We start from the raw sequence: 24,391 nt of genomic DNA, 5'->3' as shown, positions 1-24,391 counted from the left end.
GGAACAAATACCGTAAACTACCCAGTTCAGGGTATGCCGGTAAGGATCACTCAGGGAGCACGAAACTCACCATGCGCAGCGCCACCGACTCCGTTCTTCAGCCGTCCAGCGAGGTCGTCGAGGCCCTGGCCGGCGGCGCGCCCGTCGTGGCGCTGGAGTCCACGATCATCTCCCATGGGCTGCCGCAACCGCGCAACCTCGAGGTGGCGCGCGAACTGGAGGGGATCGTCCGCAACGCCGGCGCCGTGCCGGCCACGATCGCCGTGCTCGACGGCGTGCCGCGCATCGGGCTCGACGAGGTGGAGCTGGAGCGCGTCGCGACGGAGTCCGGCCTGCGCAAGCTGGGACAGCGGGATCTGCCCGTGGCGGCGGCGCTGAAGGCGAGCGGCGCGACCACCGTGTCGGCCACGTCGTTCCTCGCCGCCCGCGCCGGGATCCGGATCTTCGCCACCGGAGGCCTGGGCGGCGTGCACCGGGGCTGGACGGACGACCAGGACGAGTCCGCCGACCTCGACACCCTCGCCCGCACGCGCATCACCATCGTCTGCGCCGGCGTCAAGTCGATCCTCGACGTGCCCGCGACGCTCCAGCGCCTGGAGACCAGGGCCGTGACGGTGGCGGGCTACCGTACGGACACCTTCCCCGGCTTCTACCTGCACTCCTCCGGCCAGCCGATCGACTGGCGCATCGAGTCGCCCGCCCAGGCCGCGGCCATCATGCGCGGCCAGGACGCACTCGGCGGCCAGGAGAGCGCGCTGATCGTGGCCAACCCGGTGCCCGAGGACCGCCAGCTCGATCCCGAGCTGCACGACCGCGTGCTCGCCGAGGCGCTGGCCGCCGCCGAGCGCCAGGGGATCAAAGGGCAGGCCATCACCCCGTTCCTGCTCGGCTATCTCGTGGACGGCACCGGCGGCGCCTCCCTGGAGGCCAACCTGGCCGCCGTGCGCGGCAACACCGCACTCGCCGCCCAGATCGCCCTCGCATGGGCGAGACCGTGATGGACAACGCTCTCCTGATCATCGGCGACGTCGTCACCGATGTGGTGGCGTTGCATGGTTCACCGGTCATGACGGGCGCCGACACGGCCGCCGACATCGTGCTCCGTCCCGGAGGTTCGGGCGCGAACACCGCCGCCTGGGCCGCCTGCCTGGGCGCCGACGCGCGGCTGCTGGCCAAGCTGGGTTACGACAGCAGCGAGTGGCACACAACCGAGCTTCTCAAGACGGGCGTACGCCCGCACCTCTCCGTGGACTCCGACCATCCGACCGCGGTCGTGATCGCCATGGTGGACAAGAGCGGTGAGCGCTCGATGCTCACCAACCGCGGCGCCGGCGGCCTGATCTCGGACGCCGACTGGGATCCCGCCCTGCTCGACGGCGTCGGCCGGCTCCATCTGTCGGGATACATCCTCTTCGCGGAAGGCGGGCTGCGGCTGGCCCGACGCGCCATGGCGGAGGCGGCGGCCAGAGGCGTCGCGATCAGCATCGACCCGGCCTCCACGGGGCCGCTGCGCAACTTCGGCGTCGAACGGTTCATCCAGGAAACCGCCCCTGCCAGCCTGATCATCCCGAATCTTGACGAGGCCCTGATTCTCAGTGGTGCCCCAACGGCGGAGCGTGCCGCCGTACTCTTGAGTGAGACGTACGGTACAGCGGTCGTGAAGCTGGGAGCCGAGGGAGCGCTGGCCGCCGTGGACGGTGCAGTGGTCGTGACGGCGGCGGGCGTGCCCGCCGAGGTCGTCGACTCGACCGGGGCAGGTGACGCGTTCGCCGCGGGCTTCCTCGCGGCGGCTTTACATGGTGCCGGGGAAGGGGCCGCTCTGGAGGCCGGTTGCCGCGCGGGGGCCGAATGTGTGGCCCACGTGGGCGGCCGACCACGGTACGGTTTGGATCTGAACCGTCTTTACCCTATTCACACTGATTGATAGCTTGCCGCGTAGGCTGCACCATTAGCCACATCACTACGGGCAGCACCATGCGGCTCACTGGGGAGGATAAGGTCCGCCGATGGATGTCGAGTCATCGATCTGCCTGAGCGACCTAGTCCCTGCGCTGCGCTGGAGCCGTCCGCAGCAGGTGGCCGAGGCGCTCGGCGACCCGCGCCTGCCCGCCGGGTGGTGGTCCTCCATGGCGCTGTCGAAGGCGCTCGGCACGGCGGGCCTCGACTGGATCTGCGAGCGGCTGGCCCGGCTGGCGACCTCCCGCTGGGATCACCTGCCGCTGTGCGACCTGCTGCCCGCGCTGACGGTGCACCACATCGACCCGGCGCTGCCGGGCTGGCCCGAGGCCACCCGGACGGCGATCACCGGCCTCGGCGGCTGGCAGCGGCTGCGCCGGTTGTCCCCCAGCGACCTGAGCACCCCGTCGGCCACGCCTGAAGTGGTGGTCGGTTCGATCTTCCGCGAGATCCTCGGCCGCATCCCGGCCCAGCGCGAGCCGGTGCTCGCGGCACGGGCGAACCATCCGGAGGTGACCCGCCCGCTCCATGTCGGCGCGGCCGCCGGTCTCTCGTCCAGGAGCACCGGCTCCTTCCCCGCCCAGCCGGAGGGCGTACCGCAGCCCCAGGCCGCCGCCCAGCCCGGCACACCACAACCCGCGGGCACCCAGCCCGGAGCACCACAACCCGCGGGCACCCAGCCCGGAGCACCACAACCCGCGGCCGCGCAGTCCGGCGCACCCCAGCAGCCGGGGGCAGGCCCGTCCGGCCAGCCTCAGCCCGCGGGCTCCCAGCCTGCCGGCGCGCAACCCGGCCCGCAGGAGAGCGCCGCTCCCTCGGCGCCCCCTCAGACCGGGATGTTCGTCGCCCAGAGCGCCTCCCAACCCGGCGCCGGCGCGCAGCCGCCGTCCACAGGACCGTTCACCAGTCCGGCCGAGGGGCACTCCCAGCCGCAGACGGGCGCCTTCGCCGTCCAGCCACCGGATCGCAGGCCCGGCCCGCAGAGCGGTTCCTTCCCCGCACAGCAGGAAGGCCGCCAGACCGGCCCGCTTCCCGCACAGCAGGAAGGCCGCCAGACCGGCCCGCTTCCCGCACAGCAGGAAGGCCGCCAGACCGGCCCGCTTCCCGCGCAGCCGGAAGGCCGCCAGCCGGGTTCCACGCCCGCGCAAGGGGAAGGCCGCCAGACAGGGTCGTTCGCCGCGCAACCGGAGAGCGGCCGGCAGAGCCAGACGGGCTCCTTCCCCGCTCAGCCGTCCGACCGCCCGGCCGGCCGGCAGAGCGGCTCCTTCCCCGCGCAACCTGACGGCCGCCAGACGGGGTCGCTCCCGGCCCAGCCTCCGGGCGGCGGCCCGCACCAGGGCCCGGGGGTCGAGGGCCTTCCCCAGCGCCCGGCCCCCGGCGGCCCGTCCGAACGCCTTCCGCAGCGTCCCGGTGTCCTGGCGCCCGTCCGCCAGGACACCGGCTCGCTCCCCGGCATGCCCGGCTCCGGTCCCCAGACCGGCTCGATGCCCGCCGTTCCCGGAACAGGCCCGCACACCGGCTCGATGCCCGCCGTCCCCGGCCCTGACGGCGCCAAGGGCGCGCCCGCCTACGCGGCGCCTGTTCCCGGCGCGCCGCCGTCCGGCGCGGCGCCCACCGACAACGACCACGCGATGGTGCGGGTCGTGGACAGCCTGTTCCGCAGCCTGGACAAGATGGAGCTGGCGGTGGCCGTCCACCGGCTGTTCGCCGAGGACCCGGTCAGCCTGCGTACGCTCGCCCACAAGCTGCTGGTCGACAGGGACGCGCTCTCGCAGGCCCAGCGCACCGCGGAGGAGCGTGTCCTGCACTGGCTGCGCTCCTCCGAGTCCGCGCCCGTCACCGGCCACATGTTCCGGCTGACCGAGTGGCTCGGCGCGGCGGCCACCGAGGACCAGCTCATCGGCGCCGACCCGGCCCACCCGGTGACCGTCCCGTCGCTGCGCACCCCGCTCTGGCGTGTGCTGGTGACGCTGATGCCCGACCGCCGTCTCCAGGACGGCTGGCTGGTGGTGGGTGACATCCACGGTCTCCAGAGCCGTACGCGGCAGCTCCTGGCCTCCAGCCCGCCCGACGCCGACGTCGTGGAGCTGATGGCGGAGCTGGGCATCCGCGCCCACTCGGCCAAGGCCTGGCTAGACGCCCTCCCCGCCGAGACGGTCCCCGACCCGGCCGCGGCGCAGGCCCCCGCCCAGCCTCTGCCCCGCCGCACGCCCGGCGCCAACGGCCACCACCGGGGCGGCCAGCCCATCCCGACGGTGAACGCGAGCTCCATCGACCCTTCCGCCGCCCTGGCCACGTTGTCGGCCCTGTCGGGAAGCCGCTCAGGGAAGTTGCCCGGCGGCCTGGCAGGCGCCCCGTCCACGCCACCCCCGCCACTGCCGGGCCCGTCCTCCGACCCGCGCCGCTGGCAGCGCATCGAAGTCACTCCTGAACACCTCAGGGGCGGCCCGGTGCCGGTGCCTGAAGGGTACGCGGCCCAGCTCGGCATGCGCCCCGGCACGCTGCTGTCGGTGACGGGCCCCGGCGACAACGCCATCGTGCTGGTGTGGCAGGGCCACCAGCCGGTCTTCGACTCCCTGCAACCGGTGCTCATGCGCCTGAACGCCCGGCCCGGTGACCAGGTGTACGTCACCGTGGACGGCTACCGGCTCGAGGCCCAGCTGACCGGCTGACCACACCCCTGCCCGCCACCCGCGAACGCCCGTCACCCCTCGCCGACCGGTCAAGCGCCGTCGCCGAACCCGTGGCATCCACCCAACACCACTGCGGACCCGCCGCCAGGGGAAACTCCTTCGACCCACCCGCGACGACCCGCGAAACGCCTTCTTCGACCGTCGGTGCATGCTCGCAGGGCCGGGCGGTGGCCTGGAGACGCCGGCCGGCCGGTGCGTCCGCTCACTTGCCCGGCGTGGCGTGGCCGGTGGCGCGGAGCCGTGCGAGCCGGCGACGAGCCGTGGCGGGCTGGAGCATCCGGCCCACGGGACGACTCACGTCGGAATGTCGAAGAGGCGGAGGCGGTGGGCCGTGGCCGCGGCCTCGCCCCGCGTGGCGACGCCGAGCTTGGCCAGGATGTTGGAGACGTGCACGCTCACCGTCTTGACCGAGATGAACAGCGCCTGCGCGATCTCCCTGTTGCTGCGGCCGTTGGTCACCTCCTGGAGCACCTCCAGCTCGCGAGCCGTCAGCCCCATCGGGTTTCCCTCGCCCGCCGCGTCCGGCCCCGCGAGCCTGGATCTGCGGCCGAAGGCGTCGACCTGCTCCATCATCGGCCCGGCGCCGAGCCGCTCGGCCAGCTCCCGCGACCGTGCCAGCCGCGCCGCGGCCTCCTGCCGGTCGCCGCACGCGAGCGCGGCCTGGGCCGCGCTCATCAGACACCAGGCCTCGGCGTACGGCTGCCGCAGCCCGGCCCACGCCCGCACCGCCGCGTCCCATGCCTTGAGCTGCCAGGCGGCCGGGTCCTCGGCGACCTCGAGCGGCGTCGCCACGTCCGCCTCCGCCGCGTTCAGCACCGCCGCCTCGTCCGGCACCGTCCCCTTGCCGAGCGGCGCCCTGGACGTCGCCGCATCTCCGTCCGCCCCGGTGGGGAGCCGCTGTTCCCCGGCGAGCACCGCCGCAGCGGCGGGGAAGTGAGGGCCGGTCAGCGCGGCGAACGTGAGCCGGTGCGCCTGCTGGAGCGCCCCGTCGACCTCGAGCTCCTGCGCCAGCGCACGAAGCCGCGGCAGGAAGGGCGCCCCGGGCCGCGCCGGCGCGCCGGAACCTCCGGCGGGAACGGGCGCCGCGACGGAGGCGAAGAGCCGGGCGAAGGCCACCAGCACCGGCCACGAATATCGCGGGCTGGCCAGCAGGTCGCGCTCCTCCAGCGCTCGCCCCGCCGTCTCCACCGCCTCCTCGATCCGCCCGCGCGCCTCGAGCAGCCCTATCTCCCTGCGCAGATGAGGAAGCAGCACCTGGTCCCGGTGGACCCCGCGGGCCAGCACCCTCCGCACCGAGCCCAGCAGCGTCTCGGCCCGGTCGTGCTCGCCCCGCGCCAGCGCGATGTCGGCGGCGAAGCCCTGCAGGCTGGCGCGGTAGGGGGCGGGCGGCGAGAGATCGAGCGCGTGCTCGATCACTTGCAGCGCTTCGTCCCACTGCCCGAGCGACACCAGCGGCTCGGCCAGGTTGATCGACAGGAACGTGCCGGACGTGCGGGCCAGGCCGTAGTGGCCGGCTTCGGCCACGCCCTCGCGGGCGACCCGCGCGGCCCGCTCGTGCCGGCCCGCGCCCTCCAGCGCGTCGGACTCGGAGATCGCGCAGCGCATCAGCGCGTTGTACGCCCCTCCGCCCGACGCGATGGCGCGGGCCTCCCCAAAGGCCCCGAGCTGGTCCTCGATCTCGGAGTAGCCCCAGCGGCCCCAGGCGTAGTCGATCAGGGCGTGGGCCTCGACGTTGGCGTCGCCGACCTCGCGGCTGATCTGCCTGGCGAGCTGGGCGGTGGCCAGACGTTCCGGCAGGTCCTGGGGCCGGTGGAGCATGCGCGAAAGGCTCTCCAGGACCTGGGCGCGCACCTTGCTGGGCTCGTGCGAGGGGACCAGCGCGGCCGCCTGGCGGAGATCGTCGATGTAGCCGGGGCGGCCCAGGTCGTAGCGGGTCAGGCCGCGCTGGCGCAGCGCGTGCGCCGAGTCGATCGGGTCGGTGTCGTGGTCGAGCTCGGCCAGGGCGGCGCCGGCCAGGGCGATGCTGCGCTCGTATTCGCCGGCCAGGTGGGCGACCGTGGCCGTCTGCCGCAGCACGCGGACGCGGACGGCGCCGATGCGCTCGGCCGCGTCGGGCACCTGGTCCCACAGCTCGAGCACCCTGGACAACATCCTGAGCTGCTCGTCGTAGGCGGCGGACTTGCGGGCCGCGGCGGCCGCGTGCCAGGCGCTGACCAGCGCCCACGTGGAGTCGTGGGCGGAGTGCCAGTGGTGGGCCAGCTCGATCGCGCCGCGCGGTGCGGGCAGGATCGACAGGTCGCGCTCCAGTGCCTCGGCGTAGCGGGTGTGCAGGCGGGTGTGCTCGCCAGGGAGGAGGTCGTCGTGGAGCGCCTCGCGGATGAGGGCGTGCCGGAAGGAGTAGCCCTCGCCGTCGACGACCAGGACGTTGCCCGCCACCGCCGGCCGCAGCGCTCCGGAGAGCGCACTCTCGTCAAGCCCCGCGACGGCGCTCAGCAGGTCGTGCTCGATGCGCTGCCCGCCCGCGCTGGCCACCCGCAGCAGCTCCTGCGTCTCGTCGGGCAGCCGCTCGACGCCGGCCAGCAGCAGGTCGCGCAGCGACTCGGGCAGCGCGTGGCCGCCGCTCTCGTCGCTCAGCAGCGCCTCGACGAACAGCGGGTTTCCCTCGCTGCGCGCGTAGATCACGTCCATGTCGGCGGCGGACGGCGCGCGGTCGAGGATGCCGGCCGCCTGCTCGACGGCCTCCTTGCGGGTGAGCCTGCGCAGCTCGATCCGGCTGACCCACTCGACCCTGCTCAGCTCGGCGATGAGCGGGCGCAGCGGGTGGGTGCGGTGCAGCTCGTCGGCGCGGTAGGAGACGACGACGAGCAGCCGGGCCGCGGTGCGCTGGTAGCGGACGAGGAATGACAGCAGGTCGCGGGTGGAGCGGTCGGCCCAGTGCGCGTCCTCCACGACCAGCAGCACGGGACGCTCTTCCGCCAGCCGTTCGAGCAGGCCGAGCACCTGCTCGAACAGGCGCGCCCTGGCCTCCGGCCCGTCCCTGTCCGGCTCGCCGAACTCCGGCAGCAGCCGCGCCAGCCCGCGCGTGGTGCCGCCGGGGACGAGCGCCGCGACTCCGTCACGCCCCAGCTCGCGCACGAGCCCGCGCAGCACGGCGGTGAACGGCGCGAACGGCAGGCCCTCCGTGCCCAGCTCCAGGCACCCGCCGACGAGCACCATGGCGTCGCCGGCCCGGCCGGTGAACTCGTTGATCAGCCGCGTCTTGCCGACGCCGGCCTCGCCGCCGACGAGCACCGTGGCCGACGCCCCGGCCCGCGCCCTGACCAGCGCGTCGCCGAGAACGGCGAGCTCACGGGCACGCCCGACGAACAAGGGGCTCACGGCGTGGATGCTCACGTCCCAAGGATGCCATCCTGCGCCGACAGAACGCGCCCGCGGGTGGCGTGATCCCAGGCTCGGCGCGGGACCTCGCGGACGCGGCTCAGGACCTCGCGGAAGCCCGGGCCCAGCGCGGGACCGGGCTCAGCGCAGGACCTTGCGGAAGAAGGTGGCCGATGCCTCGTAGCCGAGCGCGTGGTAGAACTCCGGCGCCCGCCGGGTCGCCATGGCCACGTAGCCCGCCTCGCGCGAGCGGGCCCACTTCTCGAACTCCTCCAGCAGCGCCCGCCCGATGCCCTGCCGGCGCGAACCGGACCCGACCATGGCCTCCTCGACCCAGGCCACGGGCCCGTTGGCGAACAGCGTGAGGTGCACGAACCCCAGCAGGTAGCCCTGGACCCGCCCGTTCACGACGGCCGCGAGCAGCAGGGCGTCCTTGTTCGCCAGCAGCTCGGGCAGCGCGGAGTCGAAGGCCTCGCGCTCGGGCCTGAAGGTCAGGCCGAACTCACGCGCCAGCGCGAACACCGCGTCCGCGTCGGCCTTCTCCGCCCTCCTGATCAGAAGATCGTCAGCCGTCATGACTGACGACACTAGATCGTCGCACGTTCCTGATGCAAACCTCAGAGATCGCCCAGTCCCAGCCGGCGGGCGATCAGCATGCGCTGCACCTCGCTGGTGCCCTCCCCGATCTCCAGGATCTTGGCGTCGCGGTAGAAGCGCCCGACGGGGAACTCGTTCATGAACCCGTACCCGCCGAAGATCTGCGTCGCGTCGCGCGCGTTGTCCATGGCCGCGTTGGACGAGACCAGCTTGGCGATCGCGGCCTCCTTCTTGAACGGCTCACCGGCCAGCATCTTCTCGGCGGCGTGGTGATAGGCCAGGCGGGCGGTGTGCGCGCGGACCTCCATGTCGGCGATCTTGAACTGGATGGCCTGGTAGTGGCCGATCGGGTGGCCGAACGCCTTCCTGTCCCTGACGTACTTCAGGCACTCGTCGACGCACCCCTGCGCCAGCCCGACGCTGAGCGCGGCGATCGCGATGCGGCCCTCGTCGAGCGTCTGCAGGAACTGGGCGTAGCCACGGCCGCGCTCGCCGAGCAGGTTGGCGGCAGGCACGCGGCAGTCGGTGAACGACAACTCGCGCGTGTCGGAGGCGTTCCAGCCGACCTTGGAGTACTTCTTCGACACCGTGAACCCGGGCGTGCCGCTCGGCACCAGGATCGTGGAGATCTCCCGCTCGCCGGTGAGCGCGGCCACGCCGACGACGCCGGTGATGTCGGTGCCGGCGTTGGTGATGAACGCCTTCGTCCCGTTGATCACCCACGTGTCGCCGTCGAGCACGGCCGTGGTGCGCATGCCGCCGGGCACGTCGGTGCCGCCGCCGGGCTCGGTCAGGCCGAACGCTCCCAGCATCTCGCCGGCGGCCAGCCTGGGCAGCCAGGTCTCGCGCTGTTCCTCGGTGCCGAACCTGAAGATCGGCATGGCGCCCAGCGACACCGCGGCCTCCAGGGTGATGGCCACGCTGGAGTCGACGCGGGCCAGCTCCTCCAGTGCCACGCAGAGCGCGAAGTAGTCGCCGCCCATGCCGGCGTACTCCTCCGGGAACGGCAGTCCGAACAGCCCCATGGCGCCCATCTGCCGCACGATGTCGTACGGGAACTCCTCGCGCTCGTAGTAGTCGCCGATCACCGGCGCGACCACGTCGCGCGCGAACGCCTCGACGGTTTTGCGGAGCTCTTCGTACTCGTCCTTGAGCATGGTCACCCTTTCGAAAGCGCCTGTACGACGCGGGATGGGCTGGGCCGGCCGAGCAGCTCCGCCAGCCAGACGCTGGTGGACACGAGCTTGCCCAGGTCGAGCCCGGTCTCGATGCCGAGTCCCTGCAACATCCACACGAGGTCTTCGGTGGCGAGGTTGCCGGTGGCGGACTCGGCGTAGGGGCAGCCGCCGATGCCTCCGGTCGAGGCGTCGACGGTGGTCACGCCGGCTTCGAGCGCGGCGAGGGTGTTGCTGAGCGCCTGCCCGTACGTGTCGTGGAAGTGCACGGCGAGCCGCTCGGGCGTGCGGAAGGCGTTGATCAGGGCGGTGACGTGGCCGGGCGTGCCGACGCCGATGGTGTCGCCGAGCGACAGCTCGTGGCAGCCGAGCCCGAGCAGCCGCTCCCCGACCGCGACCACCTGCTTGACCGGCGTCGGCCCTTCCCAGGGGTCGCCGAAGCACATCGACACGTAGGCGCGCACCTTCAGCCCGTTGTCGAGCGCCCGGGCCACGACCGGCTCGAACATGTCGAACTGGCTCTCCAGGCTGCGGTTGAGGTTCTTCGCGGCGAACGTCTCGGTGGCGCTGGCGAAGACGGCGATCTCGTCGGCCTGGAGTTCGAGCGCCCGGTCGAGGCCGCGCATGTTGGGGATCAGCACGGGATAGCGCACTCCTGGCTTCCTGTGCAGCCTGCCGAGCAGCTCACCGGCGTCGGCCAGCTGCGGCACCCAGTCCGGGTGCACGAAGCTGGTCGCCTCGATCACCTTGTGCCCCGCGTCGGCGAGGCGGTGGATGAACTCGGCCTTGACCTCGACGGGCACGATGGCGGACTCGTTCTGCAACCCGTCGCGCGGGCCGACCTCGTAGATCGTGACCTGGTGCGGAAGACCTTCCATCGCGTACGGCATCACGCCTCCCTGTCCCCTCCGGACGACGGCGCTCCCTCACGGTCCATGACCTCACTCCGTTCGGCGGGTTCGCGGCGGACCACGGCCAGGACGGCGTCCATGTCGACCGGCTGGCCCGCCTGCACGGCCAGCTCGGACACGGTGCCGTCGTGCGGGGCGGTGACCGTGTGCTCCATCTTCATGGCCTCCACGATGAGCAGCGGCTGGCCCTCGCTGACCCGCTCGCCGGGCTGGGCCTTGACCACCAGCACGGTGCCGGGCATAGGGCTGCGCACCGCGCCGTCGCCGGCGGCCGTGGCGCCCGGCCGGTCTCCCGGGTCGCCGATGAGGTGCCGGGTGAGCGCCCACGAGGCTCCGTCCCTGCCGAGCCAGAGCGTGTCGACGTCGCGCGCGCAGAGATAACGCTCGGTACGGCCGCCGACGGTGACGTGCAGCAGCGCGCCGCCGCGAAGCCCGGAGAGCGCGCCGGCCGGCGTCTCGTCGGTCCGGATGCGCGCCGGCACCGCGTCGCCGTCGATCCGGACCTCGGCCGATTCGCGGGGCAGCCCGCGGACCTGGACCTCGTGCACGCCGTCCCGCGACTCCAGCCGCCAGGTGGTCCAGGCCGGTTCGCCGGTCCGCCATCCGTCCGTGATGTCCCACGGGTCGTCGCCCTGGGGCATGGCGTGGAAGACGAGACCGGCCGCGGCGAGCACCTCGTCGGGCACCTGCGTGGCGGGGACGAGGTCGGGGAGCACGCGCTCGACCAGGCCGGTGTCCAGTTCGCCGGCCGTGACGGCCGGGTGGGCGGCGAGCGCGCGCAGGAACGGGATGTTGGTGACCACGCCGAGCACGGCCGTCCTGGCGAGCGCCCGGTCGAGGACGGCCAGCGCCGTCGCGCGGTCGGGGGCCCAGGCGATGACCTTGGACAACATCGGGTCGAACGAGGTGCCCACGGCCGCTCCTTCGACCAGCCCCGAGTCGACCCGCACGACCGCCCCGCCGCGCGGCGACGCCGTCGCGGTCTCGCCGAGGGCCGGGTCGCCGGGTTCGCGGAGCGCCAGGACGCGGCCGCCGCTGGGCAGGAAGCCGCGGGCCGGGTCCTCGGCGTAGACGCGCGCCTCGACGGCGTGGCCGGTCAGCCGTACGTCGTCCTGCCCGAACGGCATGAGCTCGCCGGCCGCCACCCGCAGCTGCAACTCGACCAGGTCCAGCCCGGTGACCAGCTCGGTCACCGGGTGCTCGACCTGGAGACGGGTGTTCATCTCCATGAAGTGGTAGGCCCCGGTGGTGCCGTCCACGATGAACTCGACCGTGCCCGCCCCGACGTAGCCGACCGCGCGCGCGGCCTCCGCCGCGGCCGCTCCCATGCGGGCACGGGTCTCGGGGCTGACGAAGGGCGAGGGCGCCTCTTCGATGATCTTCTGGTGCCTGCGCTGGAGGCTGCACTCGCGCTCGCCCAGGTGCACGACGTTTCCGTGGGTGTCGGCCATGATCTGGATCTCGATGTGCCGCGGGTTCTCGACGTAGCGCTCGATCAGCAGCGTGCCGTCGCCGAAGGCCGCCAGTGCCGTGCGCCGGGCCGACGCGATCGCCTCGGGCAGCTCGGCCGCCGACCGTACGAGGACCATGCCCTTGCCGCCGCCGCCCGCGGACGGCTTGATCAGGGCGGGGAAGTCGTTCCAGTCCTCCAGGGAGGCGGGCTCGGCCCGGCCGGGCACCACGGGCACGCCCGCGGCCGCCACCGTGGCCTTGGCCCGGATCTTGTCGCCCATCGCGTCGACGGCGTCGGCGGGCGGCCCGACGAACACGAGCCCGGCCTCGGCGCAGCGCCGCGCGAACGCGGCGTTCTCCGCAAGAAATCCATAACCGGGATGTACGGCTTGCGCCCCCGAATCGCGAGCCGCCGCCACAATGGCCTCAATATCAAGATATGTCGGCACCTCAAGGGCGATGTCTGCTTCGAGGGTGTGCTTGGCCCCCGCGTCGGACGGCGCGTACACGGCCACCGACGTGATGCCGAGCCCGCGCAGCGTGCGGGCGATCCGCACGGCGATCTCGCCCCTGTTGGCGATCAGCACGCTCGTGAAGCCCTCCTGCGGGCGCTTCGCCCCCCGCACGCACCCCGGCGGCTCGGTGCTTCGCACGCCTTCTCCGCGCGGGGAACTCGCCTGCCGCCCGGTGCTTCGCACGGTTTCCTTCACCTCGCTCACATCCTGAAGACGCCGTAACCGGCGGGCTCGAGCGGCGCGTTGGCCGCCGCGGACAGCGCCAGGCCCAGGACCGTGCGCGTGTCGACCGGGTCGATCACGCCGTCGTCCCAGAGCCTGGCCGTGGAGTAGTACGGGTTGCCCTGGTGCTCGTACTGGGCCCTGATCGCGTCGGGGTCGGCGTCGCCCACGGTGGTGAGGACGTTCGCGGCCTGCTCGCCGCCCATGACCGAGATGCGGGCGTTCGGCCACATCCACAGGAACCTGGGTGAGTACGCCCGCCCGGCCATGGCGTAGTTGCCCGCCCCGAACGACCCGCCGATCACCACGGTGAACTTGGGCACCCGGGCGCACGAGACGGCCGTGACCATCTTGGCCCCGTGCTTGGCGATGCCGCCCGCTTCGTACGCCTTGCCGACCATGAAGCCGCTGATGTTCTGGAGGAAGACCAGGGGGATCCGCCGCTGGTCGCACAGCTCGATGAAGTGGGCGCCCTTCATGGCGGACTCGCCGAACAGGATGCCGTTGTTGGCCACGATGCCCACCGGATGCCCGTGGAGGTGGGCGAACCCGGTGACGAGGGTCGAGCCGTACTCGGCCTTGAACTCCAGGAAACGCGACCCGTCGACGATCCTGGCGATCACCTCGCGCACGTCGTAGGGCTGGCGGGTGTCGGCGGGCACGATGCCGTACAGGTCGCGCGGGTCGTACCGGGGTGGCTCCGGCTTCGTCGTCGTCCACGGCCGCTCGGCGCGTGGCGCCAGCGTGGAGACGATGTCGCGGACGATGGCCAGCGCGTGCGCGTCGTCCTCTGCGAGGTGGTCGGTGACGCCGCTGACGCGGGCGTGCAGGTCGCCTCCGCCGAGCTCCTCGGCCGTGACCTCCTCGCCGGTGGCGGCCTTCACCAGTGGCGGGCCGCCCAGGAAGATAGTGCCCTGGCCGCGGACGATCACCGCCTCGTCGCTCATCGCGGGCACGTAGGCGCCGCCGGCCGTGCACGAGCCGAGCACGGCGGCGATCTGCGGGATGCCGCGGGCGGACATCGTGGCCTGGTTGTAGAAGATGCGCCCGAAATGCTCGCGGTCGGGGAACACCTCGTCCTGCCGGGGCAGGAACGCCCCGCCTGAGTCGACCAGGTAGACGCAGGGCAGGCGGTTGTGCAGCGCCACCTCCTGCGCGCGCAGGTGCTTCTTGACGGTGACCGGATAGTAGGTGCCGCCCTTGACGGTGGCGTCGTTGGCGACGATCACGCACTCGCGCCCGGAGACCCTGCCGACGCCGGTGATGATGCCCGCCGCCGGCGCCTGGTCGTCGTAAAGGCCGTTCGCGGCCAGGGGCGACAGCTCCAGGAAGCGGGAGCCGGGGTCGAGCAGGCCGTCGACGCGGTCACGCGGCAGCAGCTTGCCCCGCTCGACGTGGCGCCGCCGCGACCGCTCGGGACCGCCGATGGCCGCCGCCGCGAGCCGTTCGAGCAGCTCGGCGGCGAGCCGCTCGTTGTGCTCGGCATGTCGTTTGTACGCCTCCGCGCCGGGCTCGGCCGCCGACTTCAGCACCGGCCACTCGTTCATGAGTCCCCTCCCATGGCTGGGATGTTAGTCATCATTAACCTAATCGTCTAGCATGTGAGACGTGAGCACCGTCTCTCCACCTACCCGCAATCGCGGCAACCGGCGCGCGGAGATCCTGGAGGCGGCGGCCCGGCTGTTCGCCGCTCGCGGCTTCCACGGGGTCTCGATCGAGGACATCGGGGGCGCGGTCGGCATCTCGGGGCCCGCTCTCTACCGGCACTTCAGCGGCAAGGACGCGCTGCTGTCGGAGATGCTGCTCGACGTCAGCTCGCGGCTGCGCGAGTCGGCCGTCGCGGTCGCCACCTCCTCCCCAGGCCCTGCGGAGACGCTGGACGCGCTGCTCAACGTGCAGATCACGTTCGCGATCGAGCAGCCGGCCCTGATCACCGTGCACGACAGGGAGCTGGGCAACGTGCCCGAGCCGGCGCGCCGGCAGATCAGGCGGCTGCAGCGCCTCTACGTCGAGGAGTGGGTGACCGCGCTGGCCGAGCTGCACCCCGCCTGCCCGGCCGCGCGCCTGCGCGCCGCGACGCACGCGGTCTTCGGCCTGCTCAACTCGACGCCGCACAGCGCCGGCGAGCTGCCCGCGCAGGAGATGCGGCCGCTGCTGCACGCGATGGCGAGGTCCGCGATCGAAGCCTCAGTTAGCGCTCGCTAACTTTCTCCGACTTACTGGACATACCCTTGCTCATGCCAACTATCTAGATATATCGTCACGCTATCTCGATAGGTTGGAGGCAGCATGCGCGAGAACGACTTCTGGAATACGCCGCCGCCCGTTCCCCCGCCAGGGGCGCCCGGGCCCGGGGCCTTCCCACCCGGCCCACCGCCACCATCCCCGTCACCGCCACAGCCACCGCCACCGTTCGGCGCGGGGCCTGGGTGGGAGACGCCCCCGCCGAGGGTGCGCAGGGGTGACGTCAGGGCGGCCCTGCTCGCCCTCCTCCACGAAGGGCCGCAGAACGGCTACCAGCTGATCCAGGACATCGAGGAGCGCAGCGGCGGCGTGTGGCGGCCCAGCCCTGGATCGGTCTACCCGGCGCTCCAGCAGCTCGAGGACGAAGGGCTGGTGGTGGCGGACGAAGCGGGCGGGAGCCGTACGTACCGGGTGAGCGAGCAGGGGCGCGCGCAGGCGGCCCGGCACGCCGGCGAGGCGCCGTGGGAGGAGGTCGCCCGCACCGTGCCGACCGGCCACCACGAGCTGCGCCTGCTCTGGGCCCAGCTCAGCGAGGCCTTCTCCCACCTGGCCAGGACGGGCAGCGACCGGCAGGTGGCGGAGGCCAAGAAGCTGATCAAGCAGACCCGCAGGTCCGTCTTCCAGATCCTCGCGGAGGGCTGAATGAACGAGAACGCGGCGGTGGCCGTGCAGGGGCTGCGCAAGTCGTACGGCAAGGTCGACGCCGTCAAAGGCGTGGACTTCGAGGTGCGTCCCGGCGAGGTGTTCGGCTTCCTCGGCCCCAACGGCGCCGGCAAGACCACCACCATCAGCATGCTCTGCACCCTGGTGAACCCGACCGGCGGCGCCGCCACCGTCGCGGGGCACGACGTGGTGCGGGAACGTGACGAGGTGCGCAGGAACATCGGCCTGGTCTTCCAGGACCCCACCCTCGACGGCTACCTGAGCGCCGAGCAGAACCTGCGATTCCACGCCGAACTGTACGGCGTGCCGAAGAGCCTGGTCGGCGACCGGATCCGGCAGGTGATGGAGATGGTCGCGCTGTGGGACCGCAAGGACGCCAAGGTGATGACGTTCTCCGGCGGCATGAAGCGGCGGCTGGAGATCGCCAGAGGGCTGCTGCACTCGCCGCGGGTCCTGTTCCTCGACGAGCCGACCGTCGGCCTCGACCCGCAGACCCGCTCGGCCATCTGGGGCTACATCAACCAGTTACGGCTCATGGAGGACATCACCATCTTCATGACCACGCACTACATGGACGAGGCCGAATACTGCGACAGGATCGCGATCATCGACCATGGCGAGATCGTCGTCATCGACTCGCCCGAGGCGCTCAAGGCCAGCGTCGGCAAGGACCGCGTGCAGATCCAGACCGCCGACGACACCGCAGCGATCGAGGCGCTGCGGGAGCGGTTCGGGCTGGAGGCGGCCGTGCGCGAGGGCGCGGTGACGTTCGCCGTGCCGTCGGGTGAGGAGTTCGTGCCCCGGCTGTTCGCCGAGCTCGGCATGCCGATCCGCTCGGTCAGCGTCTCCCGGCCGTCGCTCGACGACGTGTTCATGTCCTACACCGGCTCCACGATCCGCGACGCCGAGGCCGGCGGCGACACCATGGCGTGGATGCGTGCGATGGCGAGGCGGTAGTCATGGCGGCAGAGACCATCAGTGTCCGGGTGCCGGCCCGCAGCGCCGGTCACGACCTCCGGGCCATCAAGATCGTGCTCCATCGGGAGATGCTGCGCTTCGTCAACGACCGCACCCGCATGTTGTCGATGCTCATGCAGCCCGTGTTGTGGCTGTTCGTCATGGGCACGGGCCTGGGCTCGCTGGTGCAGGGTTCGATCCCCGGGATCGACTACCGCACGTTCATGTTCCCCGGCATGATCTCCATGACCGTGATCATGACGGGCATGTTCTCCGCCGGGTCCATCGTGTGGGACCGCGAGTTCGGGTTCCTCAGGGAGATGCTCGTCGCGCCCGTGTCGCGCGGCGCGATCGTGGTCGGCAAGTGCCTGGGCGGCGCCATCGTGGCCACCGGGCAGGGCGTCGTCATCCTCGCCATGGCGGGGCTGGTGGGCGTGCCCTACTCCCCCTCGCTGTTCCTCACGCTGCTGGCGGAGATGTTCCTGGCGGCGTTCACGATCACGGCCTTCGGGGTGATGCTGGCCGCCCGGATGAAGAACATGCAGTCCTTCTTCGGGCTGATGCAGATGGCGATCATGCCGATGATGTTCCTGTCGGGGGCGATGTTCCCGCTGGCCAACCTGCCTTCGTGGCTGCACGTGCTGACCGTGGTCAACCCGATGACGTACGCGGTGGATCCGATGCGGCAGGCGGTCTTCTCCCATCTGGACGTACCGGCCCAGGTGAACGCGGTGCTGAACCCGGGGGTGACGTGGTTCGGCCAGCAGGTGCCGGTGCTGCTGGAGCTGGGCGTCGTGGCCGCGCTCGGAGCGGCGCTGCTCGGTGTGGGCATCGCCCAGTTCAGGCGGGCCGAATAGGACTGATTTTCGTATCCGACTGCGGTCGATCGCTCACGGAGGGTAGCTTTCCCGATGCGCGCGCGCTTTCCAGCCCCTCCCCCCGAAAGGAGCCCATGCAATGCTGGATCTTTCCGAGCAGGTTCGTGACCTGCAGACCCGGGTCACGGCGCTCGAGCACGGTACATTCAGCGGCATGCCCGGCACCAGCGTCGCCGAACGCTTCAGCTCGCTGCACGACCGTGTGGACGTCGTGGGACAGAACGTCCTCAACAGGCTCGAGAAGTTCCGCGAGGAGGCGAACACCCGCTTCACCCATGTGGACGACCGCCTCAACGACCTCGACGACCAGATTCAGAACGTCAGGACGGAAATGGCGGACAACTTCGCCATCGTGAACTCCAAGGCCGCGCGGATGGAGCTGCAGATCGACAAGATCTACCAGCGGCTCGACTCGCACGAGGCCCGGTTCGACCGTCTCGAGGCGTTCATGGGCAAGCAGGCCCGTGAGATCGACGACCGGTTCAAGGCGGTGGACGAGCAGTTCAGGGCCATGGACGAGCGCTTCACAGCCGTGGACGAGCAGTTCAAGGCCATGGACGAGCGCTTCACAGCCGTGGACGACCGGTTCAAGGCCGTGGACGACCGGTTCGAGGCCGTGGACCGGCGATTCGACGCCGTCGACAGTGACATCGCGGACATCAAGTCCCTTCTTGTCCGCATCGACGCCAAGCTGCCCGGCCAGCAGCCCAACTAGGCCGAGACCGGTGCGGCCCCGGGGCGGTGTGCCCCGGGGCCGCACCCCAGCTCAGGCGGTCACCGTCACACCCGGTCGTAGTCCGAGGCCGCTGGTGTCGCCGTGGGCGTCGTCGTCACCGCGGAAGACGAACCTCCAGTGACCCGACCGCCAGGCTTTGGCCTTGGTGTAGAGGCGGCCGCTGTCGCTGGACCAGGTCGTCTTCACGTACTGCCACGTGCGCGAGCCCAGCGGCTTGAAGTACAGCGACACCCGGCCCTGGTACCCAGGAGCCCTCGTCGTCGATCTGCAGCAGACCCCTGATCACCGTGCACGACATGGACGACATGGACGACATGGACGACAGCTAACCAGGTGCTGTCCGATCTGAGTGTGATGATCGCCGATGGCGGGACGGCGATCCGGCACATCCGCAGCCTGCGGGATCAGGGCGAGTTATTCGGGCCGGTGGCCTCTGCGTCGACCGCGTGGCGGGCGTTGGAGGAGGTGACCGCCCGGCAGCAGGACAAGATTGCCGCTGCTCGGGCGAAGGCCCGGCGGCGGGTATGGGAACTGATCGAGGCACGGCACGGAGGCGTGCCGGCCTCGCGGACCTGCTACGGCGACCTCGGAGAATGGGTCGTGATCCGGCTGGACGCCACGATCCAGGTCTGTCACAGCGACAAGGAAGCGGCAGCCGGGACGTTCAAGGGCAGTTTCGGGCTGTTCCCGCTGACCGCGTGGTGCGGCAACACCGGCGAGTGCCTGGCCATCAAGCTGCGGCCGGGCAACGCGGGCGCCAACACCATCACCGATCACCTCGAGGTGCTGGCGGCCGCGATCGCGCAGATCCCGCCGAAGCATCGCAGGCGGATCCTCATCACCTGCGACGGAGCCGGGGCCACGATCGAGCTGCTGCAGGTCATCACCACGCTGAACACGCGCAGCCGGCAGGCCCACTACTCGGTCGGCTTCGACCTCGACCAGCGGGCCCGCGCCGCGATAGCCGCGCTGCCCGCCGATGCGTGGTCGTGCGTGCTGGATGACACAGGCCAGGCGCGCCCTCTGGACAAGGCGGGCACCGCGGAGCTGACCGGCCTGCTGCGGCACTCGGCCGGCGGTGACAAGCTGGCCACCTGGCCGGCGGGCATGCGGATCCTGGTCCGCCGGGAGAAGCCCGCCCCGGGCGCCCAGCTGACCGACTTCGAAAAGGCGCGCGGCTGGCGCTACCAGCTGATCGCCACCAACACGCCCGCCACGGCGCTGCCGCTGCAGCAGGGCGAGGCGCGCCACCGCGTCCACGCCCGGGTGGAGGACTTCATCCGGTGCGGCAAGAACACCGGGCTGGCCTCCCTGCCCTCCTGGTCACTGGCCATCAACCAGACCTGGTGCCTCGCCGCCGCGATCGGCTGCGACCTGCTCGCCTGGTTGCGCCTGCTGTGCTGCGAGGCCGAACTGGCGATCGCCGAACCCTCCACCCTGCGCTACACGCTGCTGCACACCAGCGCCCGCCTGGTCCGCGGCCAGCGCCGACGCACCATCAAGATCCCCCACACCTGGCCCTGGGCACAGCAGTTGCAACGCCTCATCGCATCCGTCCTGGCGCTGCCCGCTCCCACCTGAGCACCAAACCCGCCCCTGACAGCCCCGATCGGCAAGACCCACCGGTCTGTGGAATCCGGCATCACCGGCGTGACCGCCGGCGCAGCACCCTGCCCAGAAATCCAAACCGAAGATCAACGCATGACGCAGCCGTCACGCTGGGCGAAGCCACCCAACCCCGTGAATCATCGAGGCTAATGTCCGAAATAGTGGGCTTCTTGTCCTTGTGTCTGCGCAGACCGCCATTAGAGGGTTCGGAGGCGATGCAATCGCTGGCTGGTGTCGCCCCTAATCCTGCGGAACGCCACATCTGGGTGACGCGGCTCTGAAATTGCCCGCCTTTCTTCCGCGCGGCGGCGATGGAGGGGGAAGTTCACGGTAATATTCGGACCGCTTTCACCAGCAAGAGCCAGCGCATGACAGGTGATGGCTCCTGCGATCTCATTACCAGTCTCATTGAGGCGCTGCAGCTCGATGTTGTTCGTGTGACAACGCAGAAGTCCCCGACCTTCGAGCTGGAGGGCCGACCTTGCCGAACTCACAGGAGGATTCAACCATGGCAGAGAAATCCTACTCAGAATGGAGAGAGTGGTCCGGAGAGATCCAGCTTGCTCGCACCAGCGATTGGCCTTGGCCCTCGCGTGGCATCAATGTCAACCACTCCGAGCTCGCCGGACTGGCGGCCGACATGCAAAGGTCATCAGACTATTTTTACACCTCCGAGCCGACACCATGGAGCTACCAGACCAGCGTAAACCTCTGGAAAAGCGGCGATACCCCCGGACCGGACTTCGGACACAGCAGCACGTTTCAGTCTCAACTAGAGAATCTAGAATCCTCCCCCTTGGCCAAACAAGCTTATCAGGACTCCCTCTTGCCCGGTTCTTGGCGAACCATTTCAAGAATGCAGCTCGATCTGGCGAAGGTGATCGACGTACTAGCCGAGGCGGGACGGGAATTCCACTGGCAATACAGCAATATCGGCGGCATGCTTGCCACCACTTCAGCCAACTACACTGCCGCCGAAGAAGCATTTATGGAGAATAGAGATCTACTGCTGAACACGACCAGCGGGAGCGGCACCTATACATGCGAGGAAGTTCTGGTCGACCACATGGACGACAACGAGGACGTTTCGCCCAACGACTACTCGGTCATCAAGAAGTTTTTTGATCGGAGCGCTCCGGAAGACTTGATCTTCAATGCAGATGTGCTCCGTAAAGTCGCCAACCAGTTCGAGAAAAAAGTGGATCAGCTCGAGGGTTTCGCTCTCCGCGCGTCCAAGGCGTTGCCGGAGGAGATGGGTGAGCTCATCGGGGAATCCATGCGCAAGTTCCACGGATCCGCGCAAGCGCTGGCTTACGTCGCCGGTAAGACCAGCGACGTGTGCGATTCGTTCGGCATCAGTTTCAAGAATTACAAGCAGAGCTTCGAGAACGTCACGGAGAGCTATGACGTACGTTTCCGGCCGGACGAGCTGTGGGCCGACCTGGCGGGCGATGCCCACGACAAGGCCAGAGATCACCTACGCGAGTTCAACCGGATGGTGTTCTACGAACACGGACGACTGCCGGGCAAGCTGCACATCATCCTGCCACGGCTTCCGGGGATCTACGGAAATACGACGATCGATGCGCTCCGAGAAGGCTGGCTTGATTCGGGGAGGGACCCGATCGAACATTCCTATGAGGTGCTCCGAGATCATGATAGGCGTCCACCGTTCGCGGAGGGGCCTTATTACGAGAGCCCCTACATGTATTGGTCCGACGACGCGGAATGAGATCATCTGGGAGCTCGGCCGTTGTCGGCCCTTCCGGAAGCCCACCTCGCGATGCGTCACGAGCCTGTCGGCTTTTGTGGAGTCCACGGTCCTGGGCGGGCCGTCGCGTGTCGCCGCAGGGACGCCGGTTCCACCGGCCCGGAGCCGGGCTCGTTCCTGGTGTCGTTCGAGGTGAGGGGTCCGGCACTCGGGCGAGGCAGCCGGTCGGCGCGGGCGGGTGGTGGGACCGGCCGCCTCGGTGGCGAACCTGGTCCCGACCGCGGCTTTGGAGACGCCGATCAGGAGGCTGGAGGCGATGCTCACCCTGGCGATGACGGGGCTCGAGGCGCCGTCGATGTGCCGGCCGCCGAAACCGGTCCACGACATGTCGCCGGCGTCCAGCAGACGGCGGCGCCGAACAAAGACATAATCGAGTTGTGGCGCGCGACACAGTTGAGACTCATTTCACCCAGGCCGTGGCGATGCTTGAGGCGGGCCCCGCCCGAGATCCCGCACAGCCGGTCCGCGACGGCGTCGCCCTGACCGGCGAGCGGTGCCGCACCCTGTTCCACCGCCAGCTCGACAGCCGGCTGCTCGACGTCGCGGCCCGCTGGCTGCGCGCGCAGGACGAGGGCTACTACACGATCGGCTCCGCCGGTCACGAGGGCAACGCCGCCGTCGCCGCCGCCCTGCGGCCCGGCGACCCCGCCCTGCTCCACTACCGCTCCGGCGCCTTCTACCTCACCCGGTCGGAGCAGGCCGGGCGGCTGCCCGAGCAGGGCATCCGCGACGTGCTGATGGGCCTGACCGCAGCGGCCGACGAGCCGATCGCGGGCGGCCGGCACAAGGTGTTCGGCCATCCCGACCTGGCCGTCATCCCGCAGACCTCCACGATCGCCAGCCACCTGCCCAGAGCCGTCGGCGTGGCGTTCGCGATCGAGCGGGCGCGGGCCCTCGGCGTCAGGTCCGCATGGCCGGAGGACGCGGTCGCCGTCTGCAGCTTCGGCGACGCCTCGATCAACCACGCCAGCGCCCTGTCCGGCTTCAACACCGCCTCCTACGCGACCTACCAGGGGCAGTCGCTGCCCCTGCTGTTCGTGTGCGAGGACAACGGCATCGGCATCAGCGTCCGCACCCCCAAGGGATGGGTGGAGACGGCCGCGCGGCGCCCGGGCATCGCCTACTTCGCCGCCGACGGATGCGACCTGGCAGAGGCCTACGACGTGGCCGTCCGCGCCGCCGAGCACGTACGCGAGCACCGCTCCCCCGCGTTCCTGCACCTGTCGGCCGTGCGGCTCATGGGGCACGCCGGCTCCGACGTCGAGTCGGCCTACCGTACGCAGCGCGAGATCAAGGCCGACCTCGCGCGCGACCCGCTGCTGCGGACGGCGGCGCTGCTCGTCGAGGCCGGGCTGGAGACCCCTGAAGGGCTGCTCACCACGTACGAGTCCGCCCGCGAGCACGTGCTGCGGATGGCGATGGAGACGACGCGCAGCCCGCGCCTCGGCTCGGCCCGCGAGGTCATGGAGCCGATCGCGCCGCGCGACGCCGAACTGATCGCCAGGATCAGCCCGGTGGCGGCCACCGGCGAGGCCAGGGAGAAGGCGTTCGCCGGTTCGCTGCCGGAGAACGAGCAGCCGCTGACGCTCTGCCAGTCCATCAACCGCACGCTCGCCGACGCGCTGACCGTCTACCCGGAGATGACCGTGCTCGGCGAGGACGTCGCCAAGAAGGGCGGCGTCTACGGCGTGACCAGGGGGTTGCAGAAACGGTTCGGGGCAGGGCGGGTGTTCGACACGCTGCTCGACGAGCAGGCCATCCTGGGGCTGGCGCTCGGCTCCGGCGTGTCGGGGCTGCTGCCGGTGCCCGAGATCCAATACCTCGCCTACCTGCACAACGCGCTCGACCAGATCCGTGGGGAGGCGGCCACGCTGTCGTTCTTCTCGCGCGGCAACTACACCAACCCGATGGTGGTGCGGGTGGCCGGTTACGCCTACCAGAAGGGGTTCGGCGGCCACTTCCACAACGACAACGCGGTGGCCGCGCTGCGCGACATCCCAGGGCTGGTCATCGCCTCACCGTCGCGCCCCGACGACGCCTCGGCCATGCTGCGCACCTGCCTGGCGGCGGCCCGCACGTCCGGGTCGGTCTGCGTCTACCTCGAGCCCATCGCGCTCTACCACACGCGTGACCTGTTCGAGGCGGGCGACGGAGGCTGGCTGGCACCTTACGCGCCGCCCGGTCGCTGGGCCGAGACGCACGTCCCCGTCGGGCGTGCCCGCTCCTACGGCGACGGGCGCGACCTGACGATCGTGACGTTCGGCAACGGGGTGCGCATGAGCCTGCGCGCCGCGGTGCGGCTCACCCAGGAGGGCTACGGCTGCCGCGTGCTCGACCTGCGCTGGCTGGCGCCGCTGCCGATGGACGACCTGCTGCGGGCCGCGGAGCTGACCGGCAACGTGCTGATCGCCGACGAGACCCGCCACTCGGGAGGCGTGTCGGAGGGCGTCGTGGCCGAGCTGCTCGACGCCGGGTTCACCGGGTCGATCGCCCGGGTCACCTCATCCGACAGCTTCATCCCGCTGGGCGGGGCGGCCGACCACGTGCTGCTGTCGGAGGAGGAGATCGAGCAGGCGGCGCGCAAGCTACTCGGTTGAGCGCGCCACCGCGCCCCGCACGGGCTTCGACCAGGCAG

At 70.9% G+C, this 24,391-nt stretch carries 17 protein-coding genes and 1 pseudogene; 11 read left to right on the top strand and 7 right to left on the bottom strand.

Features of this window, described 5'->3' with window-relative positions:
- The first annotated feature begins 71 nt into the window (after positions 1-71).
- The 3 genes from ACTWPV_RS09070 (at position 72) to ACTWPV_RS09060 (ending at position 4,628) form a co-directional block, all read left to right on the top strand.
- Positions 72-998, top strand: coding sequence for a pseudouridine-5'-phosphate glycosidase (locus ACTWPV_RS09070; protein ID WP_443151359.1), 927 nt, complete (start codon positions 72-74; stop codon positions 996-998).
- Positions 983-1,924: a carbohydrate kinase family protein gene (locus tag ACTWPV_RS09065; protein ID WP_443151358.1), complete on the top strand. Its 942-nt coding sequence runs from the start codon at positions 983-985 to the stop codon at positions 1,922-1,924. Before ACTWPV_RS09070 ends, ACTWPV_RS09065 begins: the two co-directional genes overlap by 16 nt.
- An 82-nt stretch (positions 1,925-2,006) precedes the next feature.
- Positions 2,007-4,628: a hypothetical protein gene (locus tag ACTWPV_RS09060; protein ID WP_443151357.1), complete on the top strand. Its 2,622-nt coding sequence runs from the start codon at positions 2,007-2,009 to the stop codon at positions 4,626-4,628.
- 315 nt (positions 4,629-4,943) lie between these two features.
- On the opposite strand, the gene ACTWPV_RS09055 is transcribed toward ACTWPV_RS09060, so the two are convergent.
- The 6 genes from ACTWPV_RS09055 to ACTWPV_RS09030 form a co-directional block, all read right to left on the bottom strand.
- The gene (locus ACTWPV_RS09055) at positions 4,944-8,042 is read right to left on the bottom strand and encodes a helix-turn-helix transcriptional regulator (protein ID WP_443151356.1); all 3,099 of its coding nucleotides are present in this window, start codon (positions 8,040-8,042) and stop codon (positions 4,944-4,946) included.
- 126 nt (positions 8,043-8,168) lie between these two features.
- Positions 8,169-8,603 carry a GNAT family N-acetyltransferase gene (locus ACTWPV_RS09050; protein WP_347618320.1) on the bottom strand — a complete coding sequence of 145 codons (435 nt, stop codon included), beginning with the start codon at positions 8,601-8,603 and terminating at the stop codon, positions 8,169-8,171.
- Positions 8,604-8,644: 41 nt separating this feature from the next.
- Positions 8,645-9,781, bottom strand: a complete 1,137-nt coding sequence (locus ACTWPV_RS09045; protein WP_347644151.1) for an acyl-CoA dehydrogenase family protein — start codon at positions 9,779-9,781, stop codon at positions 8,645-8,647.
- A 2-nt stretch (positions 9,782-9,783) separates the two neighbouring features.
- Positions 9,784-10,689, bottom strand: a complete 906-nt coding sequence (locus tag ACTWPV_RS09040) for a hydroxymethylglutaryl-CoA lyase (RefSeq protein WP_443151355.1) — start codon at positions 10,687-10,689, stop codon at positions 9,784-9,786.
- Entirely contained in the window at positions 10,689-12,815 is a 2,127-nt protein-coding gene (locus tag ACTWPV_RS09035) for an acetyl/propionyl/methylcrotonyl-CoA carboxylase subunit alpha (protein WP_443151354.1), read from the bottom strand. Before ACTWPV_RS09035 ends, ACTWPV_RS09040 begins: the two co-directional genes overlap by 1 nt.
- Positions 12,816-12,877: 62 nt before the next feature.
- Positions 12,878-14,446: a carboxyl transferase domain-containing protein gene (locus tag ACTWPV_RS09030; protein ID WP_443151353.1), complete on the bottom strand. Its 1,569-nt coding sequence runs from the start codon at positions 14,444-14,446 to the stop codon at positions 12,878-12,880.
- Positions 14,447-14,507: 61 nt separating this feature from the next.
- Between ACTWPV_RS09030 and ACTWPV_RS09025 the strand changes: the two genes are divergently transcribed.
- The 5 genes from ACTWPV_RS09025 to ACTWPV_RS09005 all read left to right on the top strand — a co-directional run bounded on the left by ACTWPV_RS09025 (position 14,508) and on the right by ACTWPV_RS09005 (position 18,356).
- Positions 14,508-15,104, top strand: coding sequence for an SACE_7040 family transcriptional regulator (locus ACTWPV_RS09025; RefSeq protein ID WP_443151352.1), 597 nt, complete (start codon positions 14,508-14,510; stop codon positions 15,102-15,104).
- 246 nt (positions 15,105-15,350) lie between these two features.
- A complete protein-coding gene (locus ACTWPV_RS09020; RefSeq protein ID WP_347644155.1) occupies positions 15,351-15,785 on the top strand; it encodes a PadR family transcriptional regulator in 435 nt (144 codons plus the stop codon).
- Positions 15,786-16,763 (top strand): ATP-binding cassette domain-containing protein, encoded by a 978-nt coding sequence (locus ACTWPV_RS09015; protein WP_347644156.1) that lies wholly within the window; start codon positions 15,786-15,788, stop codon positions 16,761-16,763.
- Between the two features lie 2 nt (positions 16,764-16,765).
- Positions 16,766-17,620, top strand: a complete 855-nt coding sequence (locus ACTWPV_RS09010; RefSeq protein ID WP_347644157.1) for an ABC transporter permease — start codon at positions 16,766-16,768, stop codon at positions 17,618-17,620.
- Between the two features lie 100 nt (positions 17,621-17,720).
- Complete coding sequence (locus ACTWPV_RS09005; protein ID WP_443151351.1) at positions 17,721-18,356, top strand: hypothetical protein; 636 nt, start codon at positions 17,721-17,723, stop codon at positions 18,354-18,356.
- Between the two features lie 51 nt (positions 18,357-18,407).
- On the opposite strand, the gene ACTWPV_RS09000 is transcribed toward ACTWPV_RS09005, so the two are convergent.
- Positions 18,408-18,608 carry a hypothetical protein gene (locus tag ACTWPV_RS09000; protein ID WP_443151350.1) on the bottom strand — a complete coding sequence of 67 codons (201 nt, stop codon included), beginning with the start codon at positions 18,606-18,608 and terminating at the stop codon, positions 18,408-18,410.
- A gap of 99 nt (positions 18,609-18,707) precedes the next feature.
- Between ACTWPV_RS09000 and ACTWPV_RS08995 the strand changes: the two are divergent.
- The 3 genes and pseudogenes from ACTWPV_RS08995 to ACTWPV_RS08985 form a co-directional block, all read left to right on the top strand.
- A pseudogene (locus ACTWPV_RS08995) lies at positions 18,708-19,958 on the top strand (IS1380 family transposase); the annotation flags it as partial.
- Positions 19,959-20,493: 535 nt separating this feature from the next.
- Positions 20,494-21,717, top strand: coding sequence for a hypothetical protein (locus ACTWPV_RS08990; RefSeq protein WP_443151349.1), 1,224 nt, complete (start codon positions 20,494-20,496; stop codon positions 21,715-21,717).
- Between the two features lie 416 nt (positions 21,718-22,133).
- The gene (locus tag ACTWPV_RS08985) at positions 22,134-24,353 is read left to right on the top strand and encodes a thiamine pyrophosphate-dependent enzyme (RefSeq protein WP_443151348.1); all 2,220 of its coding nucleotides are present in this window, start codon (positions 22,134-22,136) and stop codon (positions 24,351-24,353) included.
- The last annotated feature ends 38 nt before the right edge of the window (positions 24,354-24,391 follow it).

It is taken from the genome of Nonomuraea sp. KM88 (assembly GCF_052245635.1).
GTDB lineage: Bacteria > Actinomycetota > Actinomycetes > Streptosporangiales > Streptosporangiaceae > Nonomuraea.
This window is presented reverse-complemented; position numbering and strand designations above follow the sequence as displayed.